Annotated in this window: 14 protein-coding genes; 4 read left to right on the top strand and 10 right to left on the bottom strand. The window is 72.7% G+C overall.

Features of this window, described 5'->3' with window-relative positions:
• Positions 1 to 230: 230 nt before the first annotated feature.
• A complete protein-coding gene (locus MTR79_RS16995) occupies positions 231 to 2,087 on the top strand; it encodes an AfsR/SARP family transcriptional regulator (RefSeq protein ID WP_244791048.1) in 1,857 nt (618 codons plus the stop codon).
• Positions 2,068 to 4,521 (top strand): M28 family peptidase, encoded by a 2,454-nt coding sequence (locus tag MTR79_RS17000; protein WP_244791051.1) that lies wholly within the window; start codon positions 2,068 to 2,070, stop codon positions 4,519 to 4,521. The genes MTR79_RS16995 and MTR79_RS17000 overlap by 20 nt, the downstream gene beginning before the upstream one ends.
• Positions 4,522 to 4,628: 107 nt before the next feature.
• Here MTR79_RS17000 and MTR79_RS17005 read toward each other — a convergent pair whose 3' ends face one another.
• From MTR79_RS17005 to MTR79_RS17025, 5 genes are all read right to left on the bottom strand, one after another.
• Entirely contained in the window at positions 4,629 to 5,141 is a 513-nt protein-coding gene (locus MTR79_RS17005) for a hypothetical protein (protein ID WP_244791053.1), read from the bottom strand.
• A 65-nt stretch (positions 5,142 to 5,206) separates the two neighbouring features.
• Positions 5,207 to 6,211 (bottom strand): 3-oxoacyl-[acyl-carrier-protein] synthase III C-terminal domain-containing protein, encoded by a 1,005-nt coding sequence (locus MTR79_RS17010; RefSeq protein WP_048460699.1) that lies wholly within the window; start codon positions 6,209 to 6,211, stop codon positions 5,207 to 5,209.
• 95 nt (positions 6,212 to 6,306) lie between these two features.
• Positions 6,307 to 8,490: a 2-oxo acid dehydrogenase subunit E2 gene (locus MTR79_RS17015; RefSeq protein ID WP_244791055.1), complete on the bottom strand. Its 2,184-nt coding sequence runs from the start codon at positions 8,488 to 8,490 to the stop codon at positions 6,307 to 6,309.
• The gene (locus tag MTR79_RS17020; protein ID WP_244791057.1) at positions 8,487 to 8,744 is read right to left on the bottom strand and encodes an acyl carrier protein; all 258 of its coding nucleotides are present in this window, start codon (positions 8,742 to 8,744) and stop codon (positions 8,487 to 8,489) included. The genes MTR79_RS17015 and MTR79_RS17020 overlap by 4 nt, the downstream gene beginning before the upstream one ends.
• On the bottom strand, positions 8,732 to 9,748 hold the full coding sequence (locus tag MTR79_RS17025; RefSeq protein ID WP_244791059.1) for a thiamine pyrophosphate-dependent dehydrogenase E1 component subunit alpha: 1,017 nt from the start codon (positions 9,746 to 9,748) through the stop codon (positions 8,732 to 8,734). Before MTR79_RS17025 ends, MTR79_RS17020 begins: the two co-directional genes overlap by 13 nt.
• Positions 9,749 to 10,042: 294 nt before the next feature.
• On the opposite strand from MTR79_RS17025, the gene MTR79_RS17030 reads away from it, so the two are divergent.
• Positions 10,043 to 11,521, top strand: coding sequence for an FAD-dependent monooxygenase (locus MTR79_RS17030; protein ID WP_244791061.1), 1,479 nt, complete (start codon positions 10,043 to 10,045; stop codon positions 11,519 to 11,521).
• Between the two features lie 12 nt (positions 11,522 to 11,533).
• Positions 11,534 to 12,799 carry a metallophosphoesterase gene (locus MTR79_RS17035; RefSeq protein ID WP_189364859.1) on the top strand — a complete coding sequence of 422 codons (1,266 nt, stop codon included), beginning with the start codon at positions 11,534 to 11,536 and terminating at the stop codon, positions 12,797 to 12,799.
• A gap of 40 nt (positions 12,800 to 12,839) precedes the next feature.
• Here MTR79_RS17035 and MTR79_RS17040 read toward each other — a convergent pair whose 3' ends face one another.
• The 5 genes from MTR79_RS17040 to MTR79_RS17060 all read right to left on the bottom strand — a co-directional run bounded on the left by MTR79_RS17040 (position 12,840) and on the right by MTR79_RS17060 (position 19,101).
• Positions 12,840 to 15,332, bottom strand: a complete 2,493-nt coding sequence (locus MTR79_RS17040; RefSeq protein ID WP_189364858.1) for an excinuclease ABC subunit UvrA — start codon at positions 15,330 to 15,332, stop codon at positions 12,840 to 12,842.
• Between the two features lie 118 nt (positions 15,333 to 15,450).
• Complete coding sequence (locus MTR79_RS17045; protein WP_122215905.1) at positions 15,451 to 15,861, bottom strand: ACT domain-containing protein; 411 nt, start codon at positions 15,859 to 15,861, stop codon at positions 15,451 to 15,453.
• 297 nt (positions 15,862 to 16,158) lie between these two features.
• Positions 16,159 to 17,418 (bottom strand): aminotransferase class V-fold PLP-dependent enzyme, encoded by a 1,260-nt coding sequence (locus tag MTR79_RS17050; RefSeq protein ID WP_244791063.1) that lies wholly within the window; start codon positions 17,416 to 17,418, stop codon positions 16,159 to 16,161.
• Positions 17,415 to 18,263 (bottom strand): alpha/beta fold hydrolase, encoded by an 849-nt coding sequence (locus MTR79_RS17055; protein WP_244791065.1) that lies wholly within the window; start codon positions 18,261 to 18,263, stop codon positions 17,415 to 17,417. The genes MTR79_RS17050 and MTR79_RS17055 overlap by 4 nt, the downstream gene beginning before the upstream one ends.
• On the bottom strand, positions 18,253 to 19,101 hold the full coding sequence (locus MTR79_RS17060; protein WP_189364855.1) for a tryptophan 2,3-dioxygenase family protein: 849 nt from the start codon (positions 19,099 to 19,101) through the stop codon (positions 18,253 to 18,255). Before MTR79_RS17060 ends, MTR79_RS17055 begins: the two co-directional genes overlap by 11 nt.
• Positions 19,102 to 19,103: the final 2 nt, after the last annotated feature.

The raw sequence follows: 19,103 nt of genomic DNA on the forward strand, positions 1-19,103 counted from the left end.
ACCCCATATGGCGGCGCGCAAGTGGGGTATAGACATGACAAGTGCAGCTCTGTAAGGTCCCCGTTGGCTGCGCCAAGTCCGACACCCGGAGGATGATCTTGCCGGTCCACAATGGTTATTCATCTCTCGACACAGGTGGCCCGAGTGAGGGGAAAGGCGACAATGCCCGCGATGTTTTCTTTCGCATTCTCGGGCCATTGGAAGCAGTTGTCCGCGGTAAACCCATCCGGGTGGGGCGAAATCGCCAGTTAACCGTTCTGGCGGCGTTACTGCTCAACGCGAACCGCGTCGTCCCGGTCAATTCACTCATCGACGCCGTATGGCGTTCCGATCCTCCCGCCACGGCGGACAAGCAGATCCAGACCTGCGTCTGGCGACTGCGGAACGCGTTTGCCGCGGCCGGTGGCCCGGTCGACCTGATAGAGACCGAACAGGGCGGCTATCGTATACGGCTCGACGAAGAGGATCTCGACGCACACGCGTTCGAAAAGGCAGTGCGGCGGGCCCGGGAGTTGACGGCCGCCGGCGACCTGGAGTCCGCTTCCGCCGAATACCAGCGGGCGCTCGCCTTCTACCGGGGCCAGCCACTCGCCGACATATCCGGACCGCTGACCTACGCGGTGGCCGCGCACTGGGAGGAACGCCGCTTCTCCGTCCTCGAGGAATGGCTCGACATAGGGCTGACCCTCGGCCGGCACGCGGAACTCATCAGTGAACTGAAACCGCTGGTCGCCGAATATCCGATGCGCGAGCGGTTGTGCGCCCAGTTGATGACCGCGCTGTATCAGTCCCAGCGTCGCGCGGAGGCTCTGGCCGTCTACCGGAACAGCCGTCTGGCTCAGATCAAGAATCTTGGACTGGAGCCGAGCACGGGACTTCAGGAACTCCACCAGAAAATCCTGGCCGGCGAGCCGATCGCCCCGCCGCCCGCCGTCGTGGCGCACCAGCCCTGGCCGGGTGCCAAGGTGCCGGCTCAGCTGCCGCCCCGCATTAAGGACTTCACCGGCCGGCGCGACCTGCTCCAGCGCATCACCTCGGACCTGCGCGCGGGCGGCGAACCCCGTGTGGTGGCGCTGGCGGGATGCGGCGGCACCGGCAAGACCGCCCTCGCGATCCACGCGGGTCTCGCCCTCCAACAGCACTTCCCCGACGGCCAGCTCTACGCCGACCTGCGCGGGCACACCGACCCCGTTCACCCGCAGGAGGTGCTGAACGGCTTCCTCGACGCGTTCGGAGTGCCGGAACATCGCATCCCCGCGGGTCTCGCCGCCCGCGCCGCGCTGTTCCGCAGCATCACCGCCAGCAAACGGCTGCTGATCGTCCTGGACGACGTGGCGGAGTCCACCCGTTACGAGGCCCTGCTGCCCAGCGGCGAGAGCGCGGTCCTGTGCACCGGCCGGAACAGTCTGCTGAAGATCCCCGGCCTGACCGAGTACCGCGTCGACGGGCTGCCCACCGACGAGGCACTGGACCTGCTCGCCTCCCTGGTGGGCGTGGAGCGGGTGTTCGCCGAGGTCGACAGCGCCCGGCGGATCGTCCAGTTCTGCGGGCACCTGCCGCTCGCCATCCGGGCCGCCGGAGCGCGGCTGCGGGCCCGCCCCCACTGCACCCTGAGCAGCTTCACCGACCGTCTGGCGACACGGCAGGACCGGATCGCCGAACTCTCCATCGGCTCGCTGGACATGGGAGCGCGGCTCGACACCACCGTGGAGCAACTGTCCCCGGCCGCGTACCGGTTGTGGCTCCGGCTCAGCATGTGTGACGTGGAGTCCGTCCCCGAGTGGATGGCCTCCGCCGTCTCCGACCGCCCCGGCGAGGACACCCAGCGGCTGCTGGACGCCCTGGTCAACGCCCACTTACTCGCGGTCACCCAGGACCGGGCGCCGGACGGCCCGCGCTACTCGTTCAACCCGCTGGTGCGCGACCACGCCCGTCAGCGCGCCGCGACGGAGCTCGGTGCGCTCGCCGGACAGGACGTGGTGGAGCGCATCGCACTCGCCCCGCCCGGGCGGAAGGGCGCAGCCGGGGTGTCCGGCGCGTTCCGGCCTGACAAGGAGTACACGGTCCATGGCACTCAGGCGGTATGACGGCGAGGCGGGCGGCTCCCGTCCCGAGGACCGGAACGGGTCCGCGCCGGCCCGTCTCAACGATCTCCACCCCGGTGAGGGAGCCCACGACGGACCGGGCCACCCCGGCGCCGGCCGGGCCGGTCCCGAAGGGACGAGCCGCACCACCGCTGGGCGCTGGGTGTTCCCGGCGGCCGTCGCCGTGTTCACCACCCTCTGTCTCTCCCTGGTCGCCTGGAACAGCCGGATGCCCGCCGCCCGAGGGCCGGACGCGCCGGCCGACACCTTCTCGGCGGCCCGCGCCGTCGCGCACGTACGGGAGATCGCCACCGCCCCCCGGCCCAGCGGCTCCACCGCGCACGCCCAGGCCCGGGAGTACATCGTCCGCACCCTCACCGCACTGGGCCTCGACACCCGGGTGCACACCGGGGCGGCGGCGTCCCACCGTCCGGATCTCTCCCCCATCGGCGCCGACTCCCGCTACGCCGACCTACGGCTGCGGAACGTGGTCGCCCGTGTCCCCGGCACCGCCGGCACACGGCCTGTCGCGCTGGTCACCCACTACGACTCCACCGAGGCGGGGCCCGGCGCAAACGACGCCGGGGTCCCGGTCTCGGTGCTGCTGGAGACGGCCCGTGCGCTGCGGGAGGGGCCGCCCCCGCGCAACGACGTCCTCTTCGTGTTCACGGACGCCGAGGAGAGCGGACTGCTCGGCGCGCAAGCCCTGGTGGCCGAACCGGGAACCCTGCCGCCCGACACGGTGATCCTGAACTTCGAGGCCAGGGGCAGCAGGGGACCGAGCCTGATGTTCGAGACGGGACCGGACGCCGGCTGGCTGGTGCGCGCCCTGACCGAGTCGGCGCCGGACGCACGGGCGGACTCGCTGCTGGACGCCGCGTACCGCTACATGCCCAACCTCACCGACTTCACCGTGTTCCAGGAAGCCGGGCACCAGGGCATGAATCTGGCGTACCTCGACGGCTACACCCACTACCACGGCGCCGGTGACACCCCGGAGCGGGTCGACCCGGCCACCGTCCAGCACCAAGGAGAGCAGGCCCTCGGTCTGGCCCGCGCACTTGCCTCGGCCGACCTGAACAGCACCCCGGCCGGGGACTCCGCGTACTTCCGGGTGGGCGGATGGTTCGTCTCCTACCCGCTGGGTGCGGCGCTGCCCGCCGCGCTGGCGACGGCCGGGCTCGGCCTGGCGCTGCTGCTGCGGCTCCGGGCGCGCGGCGCGCTCACCGTGGGTACCGTCCTGCGCGGCTTCGCCGTAGCCCTCGGGCAGCTGCTGCTCGCCGCCGGGGCCGCGTTCGGCCTGGCGCCCCTCGTCGCGGCGAGACACCCCGAGTTCGCCCACTACTACGACATCGGTGCTCACGGCCCGCCCCTCGTCGGGTTCCTGTCGCTCACCCTGGCCGTCGGCTGCGCGCTTGCGCTGATCGCCAGGCGGTGGGCCGGCGCCCGGGCGCAGGTGGCGGGGGCCGTACTGCTGTGGATCGTCCTGTCCGTCCTGTCCGCGGTGACACTGCCCGGCGGCAGCCACGTGTTCGTCTGGCCGACACTGGGGCTGCTCTCCGCCGCCGCCGTGCTCACCTCGCGGGCCGGGGCGACTGCGGGGGGCCGGGTGCTGGCCGCCGCCCTCGGCACGGTACCGGCCGCCCTTCTGGTGTTCCCGCTGGTGCCGCTGCTCACGAACGCCCTGGGCCTGGGCCTCGTGGCCGTGCCGATGGCCGTGGCGGCGCTTCTCGCGGCGCTCCTGCCGGGGGTGCTGCCGGTCCTGCCCCGGCTGCTGCCGGTGACCGCCGCCGTGGTCGCGACGGCCGTGCTGGCGGCCGCCGCGCTGCTGCCCCCGGAACCGGGAAACCCGGTACGGGCCGACCTGCTGTACCTGTGGGACGCGGACCGGCGTACGGGCCACTGGATCAGCGGGGTCCCGGCGGACGACTGGAGCGGCGACTTCCTGCCCGCCGACGCCGAGCGCGGCTCGGTGGCGGATCTCTGGCCGGGCTGGCGGGTGCCGGTCCGGCGGGGCCCGGCCGAGGCGTTCCCACTGCCCGGCCCGCGGGTGACCACCAAGGTCCTCGGGGACACGGCGGACGGCGGACGGCGGGTCCGGGTGACGGCGGCGTCCAGGCGGGGCGCCGACCAACTGGTGGTCCTCGTCAGCGGGACCGCCGTCCGCGGCTGGTCCCTGACCGGGGTGCCCGGACTGCACGCCGACGACCCGGCCGGCGACGCCCCGTGGGAGCTGTGGATCCGTCATGTACCGGAGGGGGGCGCGGAACTGGAACTGGAGCTGGGTGCGGGACCGGCGACGGTCCGGGTCATCGACCGCACCCAAGGCCTCCCGGGGCCGGCGGCCGACGGACCGGACGGCACGCGGCCGCCCGCGCTCGGGGTCGCCTCACTCGGAGAGGCCTCGCTGGCCGCCACCACCCGGACGCTGGAGTGAGTGCGGCACGTGACGTCGTACGGCGGAGGGCGGCCGTGCGAAGGCAGGGCGGGACATGCGACCGGGGGTGGCGCTCTCAGCGCCACCCCCGGTCCGCTCGTGTCGGGTCAGCCGGACACGGAGGCCGACGGCCGCGGGGTGAGCCCGTCGGCCACCTTCGCCGTCGCCTTCTTCAGTGAGGTGCACACCTGCGGGGTCATCGCCGTGGTCCGGCCGAGCCGCAGTTCCACGGTGCTCTTCTCCCCCGCGTCGAGGAAGATCTTGCAGACGCCGTCCAGCGAACCCATCAGCATCACGGCGTCGTGGTCGCCGAAGCGCATCGTGCTCCGTTCGCCCTGCCCGGTGACCGTGTCCTCCAGCGGCCGGTCCCGCAGCAGCACGGTGAGGGTGCCGAAGTCGTGACTGTGTGCGGTACAGCCTTCCCCGGACATCTGGCTCACCGAGGGCTCCCCCAGGCCGAACTCGACGGCCAGCGGCCGGAGCACCTTGCAGGCGGGTGTGTCGGCCGCGTCGGAGGCCCGCACGGCCGAGTCGGGTGAGGCCCCGCAGGACACCAGCCCGAGGCAGGCGCAGACCAACGCGGCGGCCGTCCAGGCACGCCGGGCGGGTTGACGGCTCATAGCGTGTCACTCCGATCTGTTCGGTGACGGGAGAGGGCCTCCCCGGACGAGGCCGTGCCGGGTGGTCAGCACTGGAGGATCGCGCACGCCCAGTGCATGCCCCGGCCATTGGTCCCGAGGGCCACGAGGTCCCCGGGCGACAGTTCCCCGGCCTCGTACGTCCGGGCCAGGGAGAACAGGTGGTCGGCGGCGCCGAAGTGCCCGTGCCGGCGCGCCAGTCGGGTGTTGGTGCGCTCGAGCGGTACCCCGATCAGTTCCGCCTGTGCCGCCAGGACCCGGGCGTTGTCGTTGAGCAGCAGGAGCCAGGCCAGGTCCTCCTCGGCGCACCCGGCCTGACGGCAGGCCCGGTGCACGGCGCGCGCGGTGCGGTCGTCGATCTCCTCCGCGTAGGCGGCCAGTCGCTCGGCGTCGTGCTGGAAGTACTCGACCACGTCCCAGGAGTCCCGTACGGAGGGTGTCTCGGCGCCGGGCACGAAGGGCTGCCTGGCGCCGCCGACGTCCATCCGGAAGAAGTCGGCGTACCGGCCGTCCGTCTCCGCGTACGAGGCGCGCCACCGCAGGGTGGGCGCGTCGCGTACGGCGAGGGCGGCGGCGGCCCCGTCGGAGAACAGCAGCGAGTGGGTGTCCAGCCGGTTCCAGTACGCCTCGACGGTACGGTTGGCGCCGACGACCAGCGCGGTGCCGTAGCCGGGATGGGTGGCGAAGCGTCCCGCGACGGTGTCGAAGGCGGTGACCCCGCCCGCGCAGCCCTGGTCGACGAGGACCGCCTCCGCCCGGCTCAGGCCCAGTTCCCACTGGACCCGGGCCGCCGCGTCCCAGTACAGATGGTCGGCGAGGTCGGTCAGGGCGAGGACGAGCAGGTCCACCTCGCGGGGGTTCACCCCCGTCAGCGCCCGCCGCCCGGCCTCGACGGCGAGGTCGGTGACGCTGGTGCCGGGCGCGGCCCGGTGGATGCAGTCGTACCCGTATCCGAGAACGCGCTCGACGTCCTCCGTGTATTCGGCCACCACGTCCTTGACGGCGGTCTGCTCGCCGAGCGCCGTGCCGAAGGCGGTCAACCCGTACGCCACGAGAACTCCTCACTTGACTGCTCCGGTGGCCGTGGGGCCGCTGGAGTCGGACCGGTCCGGGCAAGGCTCTGCCGCTCCGCTGCCACGTCACGTCCTCACTGCGGGCCGGCGCATGCGACGAGCCTTTCCGCGTCGTGCAGTGCGTCCGCGACGGCGCGCAGGAAGGCGATCGCGTCCCGTCCGTTGACCACCCGGTGGTCGTAGGCGAGTCCGAGGGTGACCACGGTGGTGGAGGAGGGCACCCCGTCCTCCAGGACGAGCCGGGTGAGCCGGCCGCCCACCGAGACCATGCAGAGCTGCGGCGCCATGACGATCGGCTGGACGAACAGGACACCGGGCTCCGTGTTCAGCGACACGCTCAGACAGCCGCCGGACAGCTCACCCGCGGTGAACTCGGCGCGGAACGCCTTCATCCGGAAGTCCATGAGGTCGTCGGAGAGGTCGGCGAGGGAACGGCCGGCACAGTCCCGCAGCACGGGGATGTAGAGGCCGTTCCCGGCGTCCACGGTGACACCGATGTCCACGGTGTCGGCGAGCCGTACGGTCCGTTCGTCCACCAGGGTGCCGAACAGGTGCGGGAAGGCGGGGTGCGCCGCGGCCACGGCCTTGACCACCGCCTCCGGCAGTCCGACCTCGGCACCGGTCTCGTCGGACAGGGTGCGCAGCCTGGCCAGTACCGCGTCCACGCGGACCTCGACGGCGGCGAAGGCGACGGGCACCTCCCGGTGGGCACGGGTGACCACTGCGGCGGTTCCCTGCTGGACCCGGTCGAGCACGTGGGTACGGGCGGCGGGGGCGGGCTCCTGGGCGGGAGGGTCCACGGGCGCGGCCGCGGGCACGGGGGCGGCGACCCGCTCGTCGGAGGGGGGGAGCGCCGAGGTGTCGGGCGCCGGGGCGGCGGGTGGCTCGGCGAGGAGTTCGGCGAGGAGGTCCCCGACCCCGACCTCACTGCCCTCCGCGGCGCGTATCCGCAGGTGCCCGTCAGCCGGTGCGGCGATCTCCTCGACCGCTTTGGAGGTCTCCAGTTCGACCAGCGGGTCTCCCTCGCCGATGTACGCGCCGTCGTCGGCGAACCACCGGACGACCAGGTAGGCGGTGTCGTTGTTGTTGAGTTTGGGCACGGCGACCGGCACCCCGGCCGCCGGCTCGGCACTGTCCCCGGCGGCGGCTGCCGGCTGCTCACCGGCCCCCGCCCCGGCGGTCTCGGACCCGGCGGCCACGAGCGGGGCGAGCGGCGGTGGGGCGGCGGGTGTGCGGGACTGCGGGGACCGGGCCGCGCCCCTCTCGATCTCTGCGGCGATCCGCTCCGCGCCGAGCAGCACCCGCGACTCCAGGTGCGGCGCGGTCGGCACCACCGAGTCGGCCGAGTTCAACTGCAGCACGGGCGAGCGCAGATGCGACCAGATCCTCGTGTGCACCCGGGCGGCGATCTCGGCGCCCCAGGTACCGCCCTCGGTGCTCTCCTCCGCCACGGCGACCAGCCGGGCGTCCGCCAGCAGCGGCAGCACCGGCTCCAGGTCGGGCGGGTAGAGCCGGGCGGGGACCAGGACGTGCGCGGCGATCCCGCGGGCGCGCAGGAGCCGTGCGGCGTCGAGGGCCCGGTGCGTGGTGCCGCCGGGGCAGATCAGCACCACGTCGGCGGCAGTGCCGTCCATGGGGGACACGTGCGCCCAGCCGGTGGACCCGCCCCGCAGCGCGTACCGGTGGTGCTCGTCCACCACCCCGTCACGGAACATCCGCCGGGTGTAGAGGACCTTGTCCTCGAAGAGCATCGCGGGTCCGCGGTCGAGGCCCTCGGCGAGCTGCGCGTACGGGTCGTGGAAGGGACTCGTCTCGTACAGCGCCAGGTTGGGCACGCCGACGAAGTGCTTCTGGAGGCTCTGGCTGTGGGTGGGACCGTAACCGCGGTTGCCGCCGACGGGGCAGCGCACCACGACCGGCATCGGCACCCGGTCGCCGTACATGGTCACCGACTTGGAGATCAAGTTGAGTATCTGGTCGAAGGCGAGCGCGGCGAAGTCGCCGAACATCATCTCCACGATCGCCTGGTCGCCCGCGAGCGCCAGACCGCCCGCCACGCCGGTGATGCCCGCCTCGCTGATCGGAGTGGAGAGCACCCGGTCCGGGTGACGGGTCGACAGACCTCGGGTCACCTTGAACGCACCACCGTACGGGTCGCGCACATCCTCGCCGAGCAGATGCAGTGAGGACCGTTCCTCGAACAGGCGGTGCAGGGCCGCGTTGAGCGCCTCCACCACGCGGGGCGCGGGACGGGTCACAGCGCCCCCCGCTTCGCGGTGAGCGCCGCGCGCAGGGCGCCGACGCTCCGGCAGCGGCGCGCCTCGCGGGAGGTGAGCCGGATGCCGTAGGCGCGTTCGACACACGAGATGATCTGGACGTGTCGAAGGCTGGTCCAGGCCGCCGTGGTGGCTGCCCCGGTCTCCTCCGTCACCTCGGAGGCGGGTATCTCGAGCACCTCGGCCACGAGGCCCGCCAGTCCGCTCAGGTCGGCCGGCTCGGTCAGTTCAGCCATCGGTCCTCCGTCCTCGGGTCCGCGGAACCGGACCCCGTCCAGGTGGCGGGCGGCCGTGCCTCCACCTCACGCGCCATTTCCTCCAGGTCGGCGCGGACGCGCGCGTCGAGTTCCCGGAACGGCGCGCCCAGCCGGTCGGTCAGCTCCCGGTGCCAGTCGCCGGCCCGGAGCCGCTCCACCTCCGCCGGGTCGCGGGTGTCGTCACCCTTGCTGTGAGGGCCCAGCCGGTGAGTGGTGAACTGCACGACCGCCGGGCGGTGTTCCTCGCGGACCCGGCGCACCACGGGGGTGAGCCGCTCCCGGATCTCCGGTACGTGGTGCCCGGTGACCTCCACGAAGTCGATGCCGAAGGCAGCCGCCCGTTCGGCGATCGAACCCGCCATCTGCGCGTGCGTCGGGGTGGATTGGGCGATCCCGTTGTGTTCGACGACCACCAGGACCGGCACCCGCCACAGCGCGGCCATGTTGAGTGCCTCGTAGACCGCTCCCTCACCCCAGGTGCCGTCGCCGACGAACGCGGCGGCGAGCCGGCCGGAACCCGTGCGCTTGCAGCGCAGTCCGATGCCTACGGCGAGCGGCAGGCTCTGCCCTTGCACGCCGGTGGAGAGATAGCCGTCGCGCCGGATGTGCTGGCTGCCGCCGACACCGGAACACACCGCGCCGGACCGTCCCATGATCTCCGCGAGCAGTCCGGCGGGGTCCCGGAACAGGGCGAGGTAGTGGCCGTGGCCCCGGTGGTTGCTGAGTACGTGGTCGCCGGCGAGCAGCGGGGCCAGGGAGACCGGCACGTACTCCTGTCCGAGACAGGTGTGCGTGGTGCCGTTGAGCCTGCCCTCCGCGAACATCCGTAGCAGCAGATTCTCGAAGTGGCGGATGGTCAGCAGGGATTCCAGGTCCTCACGCCCGGGAGCGGCGGGGGGTTCCGCGAGGGAGAGGGCGGCCGGTGGGTGTGCGGCGGCCGGGGCGGCCGGTGTACGGCTCGGTTCCGGCGGACGCGCGGTCATGGTGGAACTCCTCCCTGCGGGCAGGACTGCGTGTGCACCACGTGGTCGGGCGCCACGCTAGGACGCGCCGTTCTCAATCCGGTGCTCGATCCGGTCTCATCCGCGGGTCCTCGCTCTCCGGCGTCTCTTACCTCGTTCTCAGCGTGGTTGCGCCCGCTTCGCACCCGCCCGTTAACTGGCCGGTGTCCCGACGGGAAGCGGCCCCGTGGTCCTGGACCGGCCCGCTCCTGCCGTCGTTCTGCGCCCCGCGCACGGCCCGTGCGGCGGGTCCGGCCGTTGCGAAGGAGTCAGAAGATGCCGCCGTCCCCACAGGTGCTCATCGTCGGCGCCGGACCCGCCGGGCTCGCGCTCGCGGCGGAACTGGCCGGCTTCGGCGTGTCCTGCCAGGTGGTCGACAAGCGCACCGGGCGCAGCCGGCTGTCCCGCGCCTGCACGGTCGAGCCCCGTACCCTGGAACTTCTCGACATGCGCGGCCGGGTGGGTGACCTGCTGGCCTGGGGGCGGGAGTGCCCGCATCCTCCGCTCGGCAACGAGGACGGCTACCTGGACTACGGTCTGCTCGACACGCCCTTCCCGTTCAGTCTGTCCATCCCGCAGGCGCGGACCGAGGACGCGCTGCAGGCCGCCGCCGAGAAGGCGGGCGCGGTGCTCCTGCCCGGGACCGAGATGACCGGGCTGTCGCAGGACGACGACGGGGTCGACGTCGAGCTGACGGGTCCGGAGGGTCCGGCCACCGTCCGGGCCCGGTACGTCGTCGGCTGTGACGGGGTGAACAGCACCGTTCGTGACGCCGTCGGCGTGGAGTTCGACGGCTGGAACTACGACCAGTCGCTGATGATGGCCGACGCCCGGCTGAGCAGTCCCCCGGGGCCGGCCGAGTACGCGCGGATCACCCGGCGCGGCATGGCCGCCCTGTTCCCGTTCCGCGACGGCACGTACCGGGTCATCGTGCTGGACCGCGAGAAGTTCGCCGTCCCCGCCGACGAGCCGCTCACGCTGGAGGACCTGAGCGAGAGCTGCGGCGCCATCCTGGGCTCGGACATCGGCATCCACGACCCGCTGTGGCTGTCCCGGTTCCGCAGCTCGCAGCGGCACGCGAAGAGGTACCGGGTCGGCCGGGTGCTGCTCGCCGGGGACGCCGCGCACACGCACATCCCGTCCGGCGGACAGGGGCTGCAGACCGGTATCCAGGACGCGTTCAACCTGGGCTGGAAGCTGCGGGCGGTGCTCGACGGATGGGCGCCGCAGGGGCTGCTCGACAGTTACGAGGCGGAGCGGTACCCGATCGCGGCGGAGACGCTGCGCAAGACCGACCTGTCCTTCCGCTTCGAGACCTCCGACAGTCTTCCCTCACGGGTGCTGCGGAAGGCCGCGATGTGGTCGATGCGGATCAAGCCGGTGCACCGGCTGAACGTGCTGCATCTGTCGGGGCTGACCCTGCGTTACCCGGCGGAGAAGCGTGACCGGTGGACGGGCCGACGGGTACCGGACCGGCCGCTCGTGACGACTCCCGGCGGCCCGGAGCGGCTGTACGAGTTGTTCCGGGGCGGTCATTTCGTGCTGACCGGCACGGAGGACTGTCCGCCGGCCGCCGCGGGCTGGGAGGCGCGGCTGCGTACGGGCGTGCTCGCCGAACCCCTCGGCGCCGGGTGGCCCGCGCATGTGCTGATCCGGCCCGATGGATACGTGGCCTGGGCGGGCGTCGAACCCGGCCGGGGGTTGACGAGGGCGCTGCGCCACTGGTGCGGTGAGCCGCGCACGGTCGCCGGCTGATCCGGGGATCCGGTGTCCTCCGCGTTGTTCGTCGCGCTCGTGCTGCCGGTCCTGGCCGGCGCCCACTCCTACGTGTGGTGGCGGATGGTCCGTGCCACGACGTCCCCCGGTTCGTGGTGGCGCCGGGCCGGTACGGCCCTGATCGTTCTGCTGGCGCTGCTGCTGGTGGCCGCGCCGCCCGGGGAGCGCGCGCTGCCCGCGCCACTGGCCACCGCGGTCGGCTGGCCGGGCTTCACCTGGATGGCGGGGCTCCTCTACCTGACGCTGGCGCTGCTGGTGGGGGAGGCGGTCCGCCCCTTGCTGATGCGGGTCCGGCGGCGGCGCTCCGTCGGCGACACGGCGCCCGCGGCCCGGAGCACGGCGTCCGGGGGCGATGGGGAGCACCCGTACGGTACGGGCTCCGCGTCAGGCCCGGACGTCCCGGCGCCGGCCTCGGCCGACGGGCTCGCGGCGTCCCGTCGCATGTTCGTGAGCCGGGTCGTCGCCGTCGCCGCCGGGGCCGCCGCCACCGCCGCCGTGGGGTACGGCGCGTACACCGCGCTGGGGCCGCCCCGCGTCAGGCACCTCGTCGTGCCCCTCGCCCGGCTCGGCCCGCAGGCCCACGGCTTCCGGATCGCACTGATCAGCGACATCCATCTGAACGTCCTGGTGGGGCGTTCCCGCACGCGGCAGTTGGTGGACCTCCTCAACGGCACCGAGCCGGACCTGGTGGCGCTCGTCGGTGACCTGGTGGAGGACGCCGACGTGGCTGTCCAGGGGCGGGCCGCCGAACCGCTCGCGGACCTGCGGGCGCCGCACGGCGCGTACTACGTCACCGGGAACCACGAGTTCTACTCGGGTGCCGAGCAGTGGGTCCGCTTCGTGAGCGGGCTCGGTCTGCGTCCCTTGCGCAACGAGCGGGTCGCCCTGCCGGGCTTCGACCTGGCCGGGGTCGAGGACGCGAGCGGTGTCGACCATGACGACGGCCCCGACTACGAGGCGGCGCTGGGCGGACGTGACCGGGACCGGGCCGTCGTCCTCCTCGCCCACCAGCCCGCTCAGGTCACGGAGGCCGCCCGGTACGGGGTGGACCTCCAGTTGTCCGGCCACACCCATGGTGGCCAGCTCTGGCCCTTCACCCGTCTCGCGTCCCTGGTCGAGCCGAACGTCGCCGGGCTGAGCCGGTACCGGGACACCCTGCTCTACGTGAGCCGGGGCACCGGCTTCTGGGGGCCGCCCGTCCGCCTGGACGCCGACCCGGACATCACCGTCGTGGAACTGGCGTCGCCCCGCGCCTGACCGTGTGCGCGACGGCCGGGCGCGGGGCGTCACCGGTGGTTCAGTGGTCGCCGTGCCCGTCCAGCAGCGGCAGGCCCGCCATGTACCGGCGGAAATAGCCCGCGGTCGGGGTGTGGGCCTCGGCGACCTGGTCAGGGACGCCCGCCGCCACGACCGCGCCTCCGTCGGGTCCGGCGCCGGGGCCGAGGTCGATCACCCAGTCCGCGGAGGCCGCGACGGGGATGTCGTGCTCGGCGACGACCACCGTGTTGCCCGAGTCCAGGAGCAGGTCGAAGGCGTCCACCATGCGCTGGATGTCGGAGGGGTGCAGACCCGAGACGGGTTCGTCGAGCACGACCAGTCCGGCCTTGCGTCCCGCGGAACCGCGCTGGATGGCCGACGCGAGTTTGAGGCGCTGCGCCTCGCCTCCGGAGAGTTCCGTGGCGTTCTGGCCGAGTTGGAGATAGCCGAGGCCGACCCGGTCCATGGCCTTCAGCGCCTCCGCCAACTGACGGTTCTCCGTGAGGCGTTCGACGGCCTCGGCGACGGTCAGCTCCAGCACTCCGTCGATGGTCAGTCCCTGGTAGGTGATCTCCAGGGCCTCCGGTGTGTAGCGGCGTCCCTCGCAGGCGTCGCAGACCACCCACACGTCCGGCAGGAAGTGCATGTCGACCAGCTTGCGGCCGTACCCGGTGCAGACCTCGCAGCGTCCGCCGTTGGCCGCGTTGAAGGAGAACCAGGAGGCCTTGATGCCGCGCTTGCGTGCCTCGTCGGTCTCCGCGAACAGCTTGCGGACGATGTCGAACGCTTTGCTGTAGGTGGCGGGATTGGACCGGGGTGTCCGGCCGATCGGCTCCTGGTCGACCACGGCGACCCAGCCGAAGGTCTCGGCACCGGTGACCCGGCGCACGGTGTCGGTCGCCGTTCCGGCCAGAGCCGCCTCGGTGCCTGCACCGAGGGCGCCGAGGAGGCTGCTCTTGCCACTGCCGCTGACCCCGGTCAGGCAGGTCAGCCGGCCCACGGGGAAGCGAACCAGGTCCGCTGTCACGTTGTGCGCGGACAGCCCGTGGAGCTCCACCCAGCCGGTGCCCTCCCCGACCGGCCGGCGGGTACGGCGCAGCCGCGGTCCCTTCCCGGCGAGGTAGTGGCCGGTGAGCGAGCGGGGATGCCCTGCGACGTCGGCGGGGGTGCCGGAGACGAGCACCTCGCCGCCCAGCCGCCCGGCGCCCGGTCCCATGTCGATCACCCAGTCGGCGCGGGCGATGAGCTCCGGGTCGTGCTCGACCAGCAGCACGGTGTTCCCGGCTGCGCGCAGCTCCCGTGCCATGTCCAGCAGATGGGCCTTGTCGGCGGGGTGGAGGCCGGTGCCCGGTTCGTCGAGCACGAAGATGATGTCGCTGAGTTCGGTGCTGAGCTGGGCGGCGAGCCGGGTGCGCTGGAGTTCGCCGCCGGACAGGGTGGCCGCGCTGCGGGACAGTTGGACGTGGGCAAGGCCGAGGCGGTCCAGTACCCGGAGTCTGCGGGCGAGATCCTGCAGGAGGGGTTCGCCGACCGCGCGCTGTGCGGTGTCGAGGCCGGAGGTGACCCGCTCGCCCCAGGCGCGTACCTCGCGGACGTCGGCCTCCAGCAGTTCCGGGTAGGCGAGCCCGCCCAGCCGCACCGACCGGGCGATCTCGTCGTAGCCGGTGCCCCCGCAGGTGGTGCAGGGCATCTTGCGCATGTACGGCAGGTAGCGCTCTTTCGCGCTGGGGGTCGCCGCGTTCGCGAAGACCCGCTCCACCTCGGCGAGCGCTCCGCGCAGCGGCTCGCTGGAGGTGTACGTCCAGGAGGAGGTCTCGTTCTTGTTCGGCATGTCGACGGTGGCTTCGATCTTCTCGTCACCCGTGCCGTACAGCACCTCGTGACGGAAGCGCTCGGGCAGCGACTGCCAGGGCAGGGCGAGGTCCACGCCGCGCTTCTCGGCCAGTGCGGGGATGAAGGCGTGTTCGGCGGAACGCCACTTCGCGTACCAGGGGGAGGCTCCCTCGAAGAGGGGCAACTCCGGTCGCGTGATGATGAGTTCCTCCCGCGCCTGCCAGAGTCCGCCGACGCCGTGGCAGGCGGAGCAGCTCCCCTCCGGGGTGTGCCGGTCGAAGTGGGCGGAGCTGAGAGGGCCGTCACCGGGAGGCGTTCCCGGGCCGATGCCGGGCAGCCGGGAGTAGAGCAGTCCGAGGTGGCCGTCGATGCCGGTGATGGTCGCGACGGTGGAGCGCGGGTTGCGGTTGAGCCGGCGCTGGTCGACGGCGAGGGTGGCGCCCAGGCCGAGGACGCGGTCCACCTTGGGGCGGTTGCGCTGGGTGATGTACTGCCGGACGAACGGCGAGAGCCCTTCCAGATAACGGAGTTGGGCCTCGTTGTGCAAGGTGTCGATGGCTAAGGAGGTCTTGCCGCTGCCGCTGACGCCGGTGAAGGCCACCACCCGTCCCTTGGGGATGCGCACGGTGACGTCGCGGAGGTTGTTGGTCCGTGCTCCCACCACCTCGATGGTCTCCGAGGTGCGCACGCTTTCCGTCATTCCTTCAGTCCTCTCCCCTGCAACGGGAAGGGGAACCTACGGGCCTGGAGCGCCCGGCAGGACCCGGTCTCCTCGTCCTACATCTCGAAGGCCCTTCCCGGATGGATCACCGAGGCTACTACGCGACGCCGGCCGCACATCTGCGGGCGAGTGCTTCGAGCAGTTCCATGGCACGGTCCTTCGCCTCGTACGGCACGAAGAGATGGTCGTGGTGGAAGCCGGCCACCACATTGCAGCTCATCCCGGCGCCGGCGAGCTCCTGGGCGACGGTGGCGGTCAGGCCCACCGCGTCCAGGGCGGAGTGCACCCGCAGGACCAACCACCCGGCCACGTAGTCGTAAACGAGCCCTGCCGCCTCGGCGTCCTCCTGCCGCAGCACCAGGGTGAGGCCCTCCGGTTCGCTCACCGTGACGACCGGGGTCACCCCGGACGGGACGCCACCGGCCACAGTGGTGAACACATAGCGTCCCGGATTCAGTTCCGGCCTCATGCCGATCAGGAGTCGTCGCAGGTCAGTTTCACCAGGCACGACGGACACCCTATACAGCGAGCGGACACGGCGCGCACCGTGACGTTCCGCCCTTGCGGTGGTGACCTCCTCGAAGGCACGGATGCCGCCCGGCGACATCACCCAGAACGGTGAGGATCAGGACGGTAAGCCCCAGGCCGACGGTTCCGGCCACATGGTGGGCGGCACAGGGCGTGCCGGCGAGCTTCGGCGAACGGTACGGACCTGGTGCAGCGTCCGTGCGACGACTCGCCCACGCGGAGCTTCCGTCCGTCCGCCCTGCCTTGACGTCGCGGCAGCCGCCTCCTGACGGCCCGCTCAGGTCACCGGTCCCGCGCTGGGAGGAGCCGGGTCGTACGCGCCCTCGACGGTGAGGTCACGCAGGCGCGAAGCGGCGGTGAGCAGGTCCTCGTGACTGGTGAAGAGGGCGTTGACGCCGAAGCGGAGCAGGTCGGGCGCGCGCATGTCGGCCACGACACCGCGCCCGGCCAGGCCCACGGCCAGTCCGTGGGCGTGGGGGTGGCGCAGGGTGACCTGGCTGCCCCGGCGCCCGGGGTCGGACGGGGTGACCGAGGTGAAGCCCAGAGGCGCCAGGAGTTCGTCCGCGCAGCGCAGGAGGAAGCCCGTGAGGGACAGGCTCTTGGCACGCACCTGGTGCAGGTCGACGCCGTCGAAGGCGGTGAGGGCCGCTTCGAGGGCGAGCAGGGACAGGATGGGCGGGGTACCGATGCGGGCCCGGGCGATGCCGGGCGCGGGGGTGTAGTCCCGCGCCAGGGCGAACGGGTCGGCGTGGCCGGTCCAGCCGGGCAGCGGCGTCTCCAGCGCGGCGTGGTGGCGCTGTGCCACGTAGAGGAAGGCGGGGGCGCCCGGGCCGCCGGAGAGGAACTTGTAGCCGCAGCCGACCGCCAGGTCCACGCCGAGGGCGTCGACCTCCAGGGGCAGGGCGCCGGCGGCGTGGCACAGATCCCACAGTGCGAGGACGCCGGCGTCATGGGCGGCCCGGGTCAGCGCCCGCATGTCGTACAGCTCGCCGGTGCGGAAGTCGACGGGCGAGTAGCTGACGACGGCGACCCGTGGGCCCTCGGTGGCGAGGAAGTGCGGGAGGTCCGGCGGTGGTACGTGCCGTACCTGAAGGCCGCGGCGGCGGGCGACCGCGTCGGCGAGGTAGCGGTCGGTGGGGAAGTGCCCGGGGTCGGTGACCAGCAGCGGGCGGTCCGGACGGAGCGCGGCGGCGGCGTCGAGCGCGGTGAACAACTGCACGCTGGTGGAGTCGCCGGCGACCGTCTGCCCCGGCGCGGCCCCGATGAGTGTGCCGATGGCGTCGCCCACGCGCAGCGGCGCCTGCCACCAGCCGGCCGCGTTCCAGGAGCCGATGAGTGCGGTGCCCCACTGGCGCCGTACGACGTCGTCCAGGGCCGCCGGCACGGCGGCCGGCAGCGGCCCCAGGGAGTTGCCGTCGAGGTAGACGACGTCCGGTGGGAGCAGGAAACGTTCGCGGACGGGAGCCAGGGGGTCGTCGGCGTCGAGCCGCGCGGCCTGCTCGCGCAGGACGGTGGCGTCCGGGAGTGCGGTCGTCATCGGTGTGGGGCCTCCTCGCCCGCGCGGCCGGCGCCCGCCGGGGTGAAGGCGGCCGCGATGTCCCGGAGGGTGTCGGCGACCGCGTGGGCGCCGGGTGCTCCGGGTTCGATGAGGGTGTAGTGGCCGGTGCCGGGCAGGACGACCGTCCTGAGGTCCCGGTGCACCGCCGCGTAGTCGCTGAACTGGGTGAGCGGGACCTCCTCGTCGGCGGCGCCGTGCAGCAGCACGGTGGGGACACCGGTGGTCCCGGCGTCGCGCAGCAGGGTCAGGGGGTCGACCTCGGCCAGCCGTTCGGTGAAGTGCTCCTCACCGCCGAGGAGTTGCAGGGCGGCGTCATTGCTGAGACGGTCGCGGCGGGTGGCGGTGAGGTCGGTGATCGGCGCGAGGGCGAGCACGCTCGTCGGCAGGGTGCGGGTGTGCCAGCGGGAGCCGGGCGGCAGCAGACCGCGGGCGGCGCACCACAGGGCCAGGTGCCCGCCGGAGCAGTGGCCGGCCAGGACATAGGGCCGCCCCTCGGGCAGCGTGTCCACGATGCGGGCGACGTCGTCGAAGGTCTCGGGATAGCCGCCCGCGCCGCCGGACCGGCGGAAGCCCGGGAGCAGCACGCTGAAGCCCTGCGCGGAGAGCCAGGCCGCGAACGGGGTCAGGTGCATCCGGTCGTAGCGCCAGTAGCCGCCGTGCAGCAGGATCACCAGCGGGGCGTCGGGGTCCTCGGACGGCCAGGCGTCGTAGGACTGGTGGGGGTGGTCCCCGTAGCGGCCGTGCACCGGTGCCAGGACCGGCTTCAGGCTCAGGACCCGCTGCTCCTCCTCGGCCGCGAAGGCGGAGATCGTCCTAGACGTCACCGCGCACCTCCCACAGTTCGGGGAAGACCGGCCGGGCCGCGCGCTGCTCCAGCCAGGCGAGCCCGGCCGATCCGGCGCTGCCGGGTTTGGCTCCCATGGCCCGGCGGACCACCAGCACGTGCTCGAAGCGCCAGCGGGTGACGAGTTCGGCGATGTCGGTGAGCAGTTCGCCGAGTGCGAGGTGGGGGTGGTGCTGCGGCCCGGCGTAGACGTGCCGCCAGGTCTCCACCACACCGGGGTCGCCGTCGTAGGGGCTGGTCACGTCCCGTTCGCGGACGTGGTGCGGGACGGGCAGGCCCTGGCGGTGGAGGTAGGCCAGCACCTCGTCGTACAGGGACGGTTCGCGGTAGGTCTCGGCGAGCGCCTCGTGGACGGCAGGGTCGCCGCGGTGGGCGCGCAGCAGTCGGGCGGACTTGTCACCGAGGAGGAACTCCATGTGCCGGTACATCGCCGACTGGAAGCCCGACGCCCGGCCGAACGCGGCCCGGAAGCCGTTGAACTGGGCGGGGGTCAGGGCGGCGATGGGCGCCCAGGCGCCGCCCAGGGCGGTCAGCGCGCGGCGGCTGCGCACCAGCGCGTCCATGGCGGCGGGCAGGTCGTCCTTGGCGAAGGCGACCTTGGCGGTGCGCCACTCGTGCACGACGAGAGTGAACCAGAGTTCCATCACCTGGGTGGTGACGAGGAAGCCCATCTCGTCCGGGGCCTCGGTGAGCGGGTGCTGCAGTGTGTTGAGGACGGACGCGTGCACGTACGTGTCGTAAGGGCTGGCGCCCTCGAAGGGGCGGGTCAGGGTGTCGTCCGTGCCCGGCCGGTCGATGGTGGTCGTGCGGTCGTTCATCA

This window comes from Streptomyces sp. BJ20, from assembly GCF_022869105.1.
Taxonomy (GTDB): Bacteria; Actinomycetota; Actinomycetes; order Streptomycetales; family Streptomycetaceae; genus Streptomyces; species Streptomyces griseoincarnatus.

Coding starts and splice junctions, on each gene's coding strand:
- MTR79_RS17000 (WP_244791051.1), top strand. CDS start 2,068: ATGGCACTCAGGCGGTATGACGGCGAGGCGGGCGGCTCCCGTCCCGAG.
- MTR79_RS17005 (WP_244791053.1), bottom strand. CDS start 5,141: ATGAGCCGTCAACCCGCCCGGCGTGCCTGGACGGCCGCCGCGTTGGTC.
- MTR79_RS17040 (WP_189364858.1), bottom strand. CDS start 15,332: ATGACGGAAAGCGTGCGCACCTCGGAGACCATCGAGGTGGTGGGAGCA.
- MTR79_RS17020 (WP_244791057.1), bottom strand. CDS start 8,744: ATGGCTGAACTGACCGAGCCGGCCGACCTGAGCGGACTGGCGGGCCTC.
- MTR79_RS17060 (WP_189364855.1), bottom strand. CDS start 19,101: ATGAACGACCGCACGACCACCATCGACCGGCCGGGCACGGACGACACC.
- MTR79_RS17030 (WP_244791061.1), top strand. CDS start 10,043: ATGCCGCCGTCCCCACAGGTGCTCATCGTCGGCGCCGGACCCGCCGGG.
- MTR79_RS17025 (WP_244791059.1), bottom strand. CDS start 9,748: ATGACCGCGCGTCCGCCGGAACCGAGCCGTACACCGGCCGCCCCGGCC.
- MTR79_RS17050 (WP_244791063.1), bottom strand. CDS start 17,418: ATGACGACCGCACTCCCGGACGCCACCGTCCTGCGCGAGCAGGCCGCG.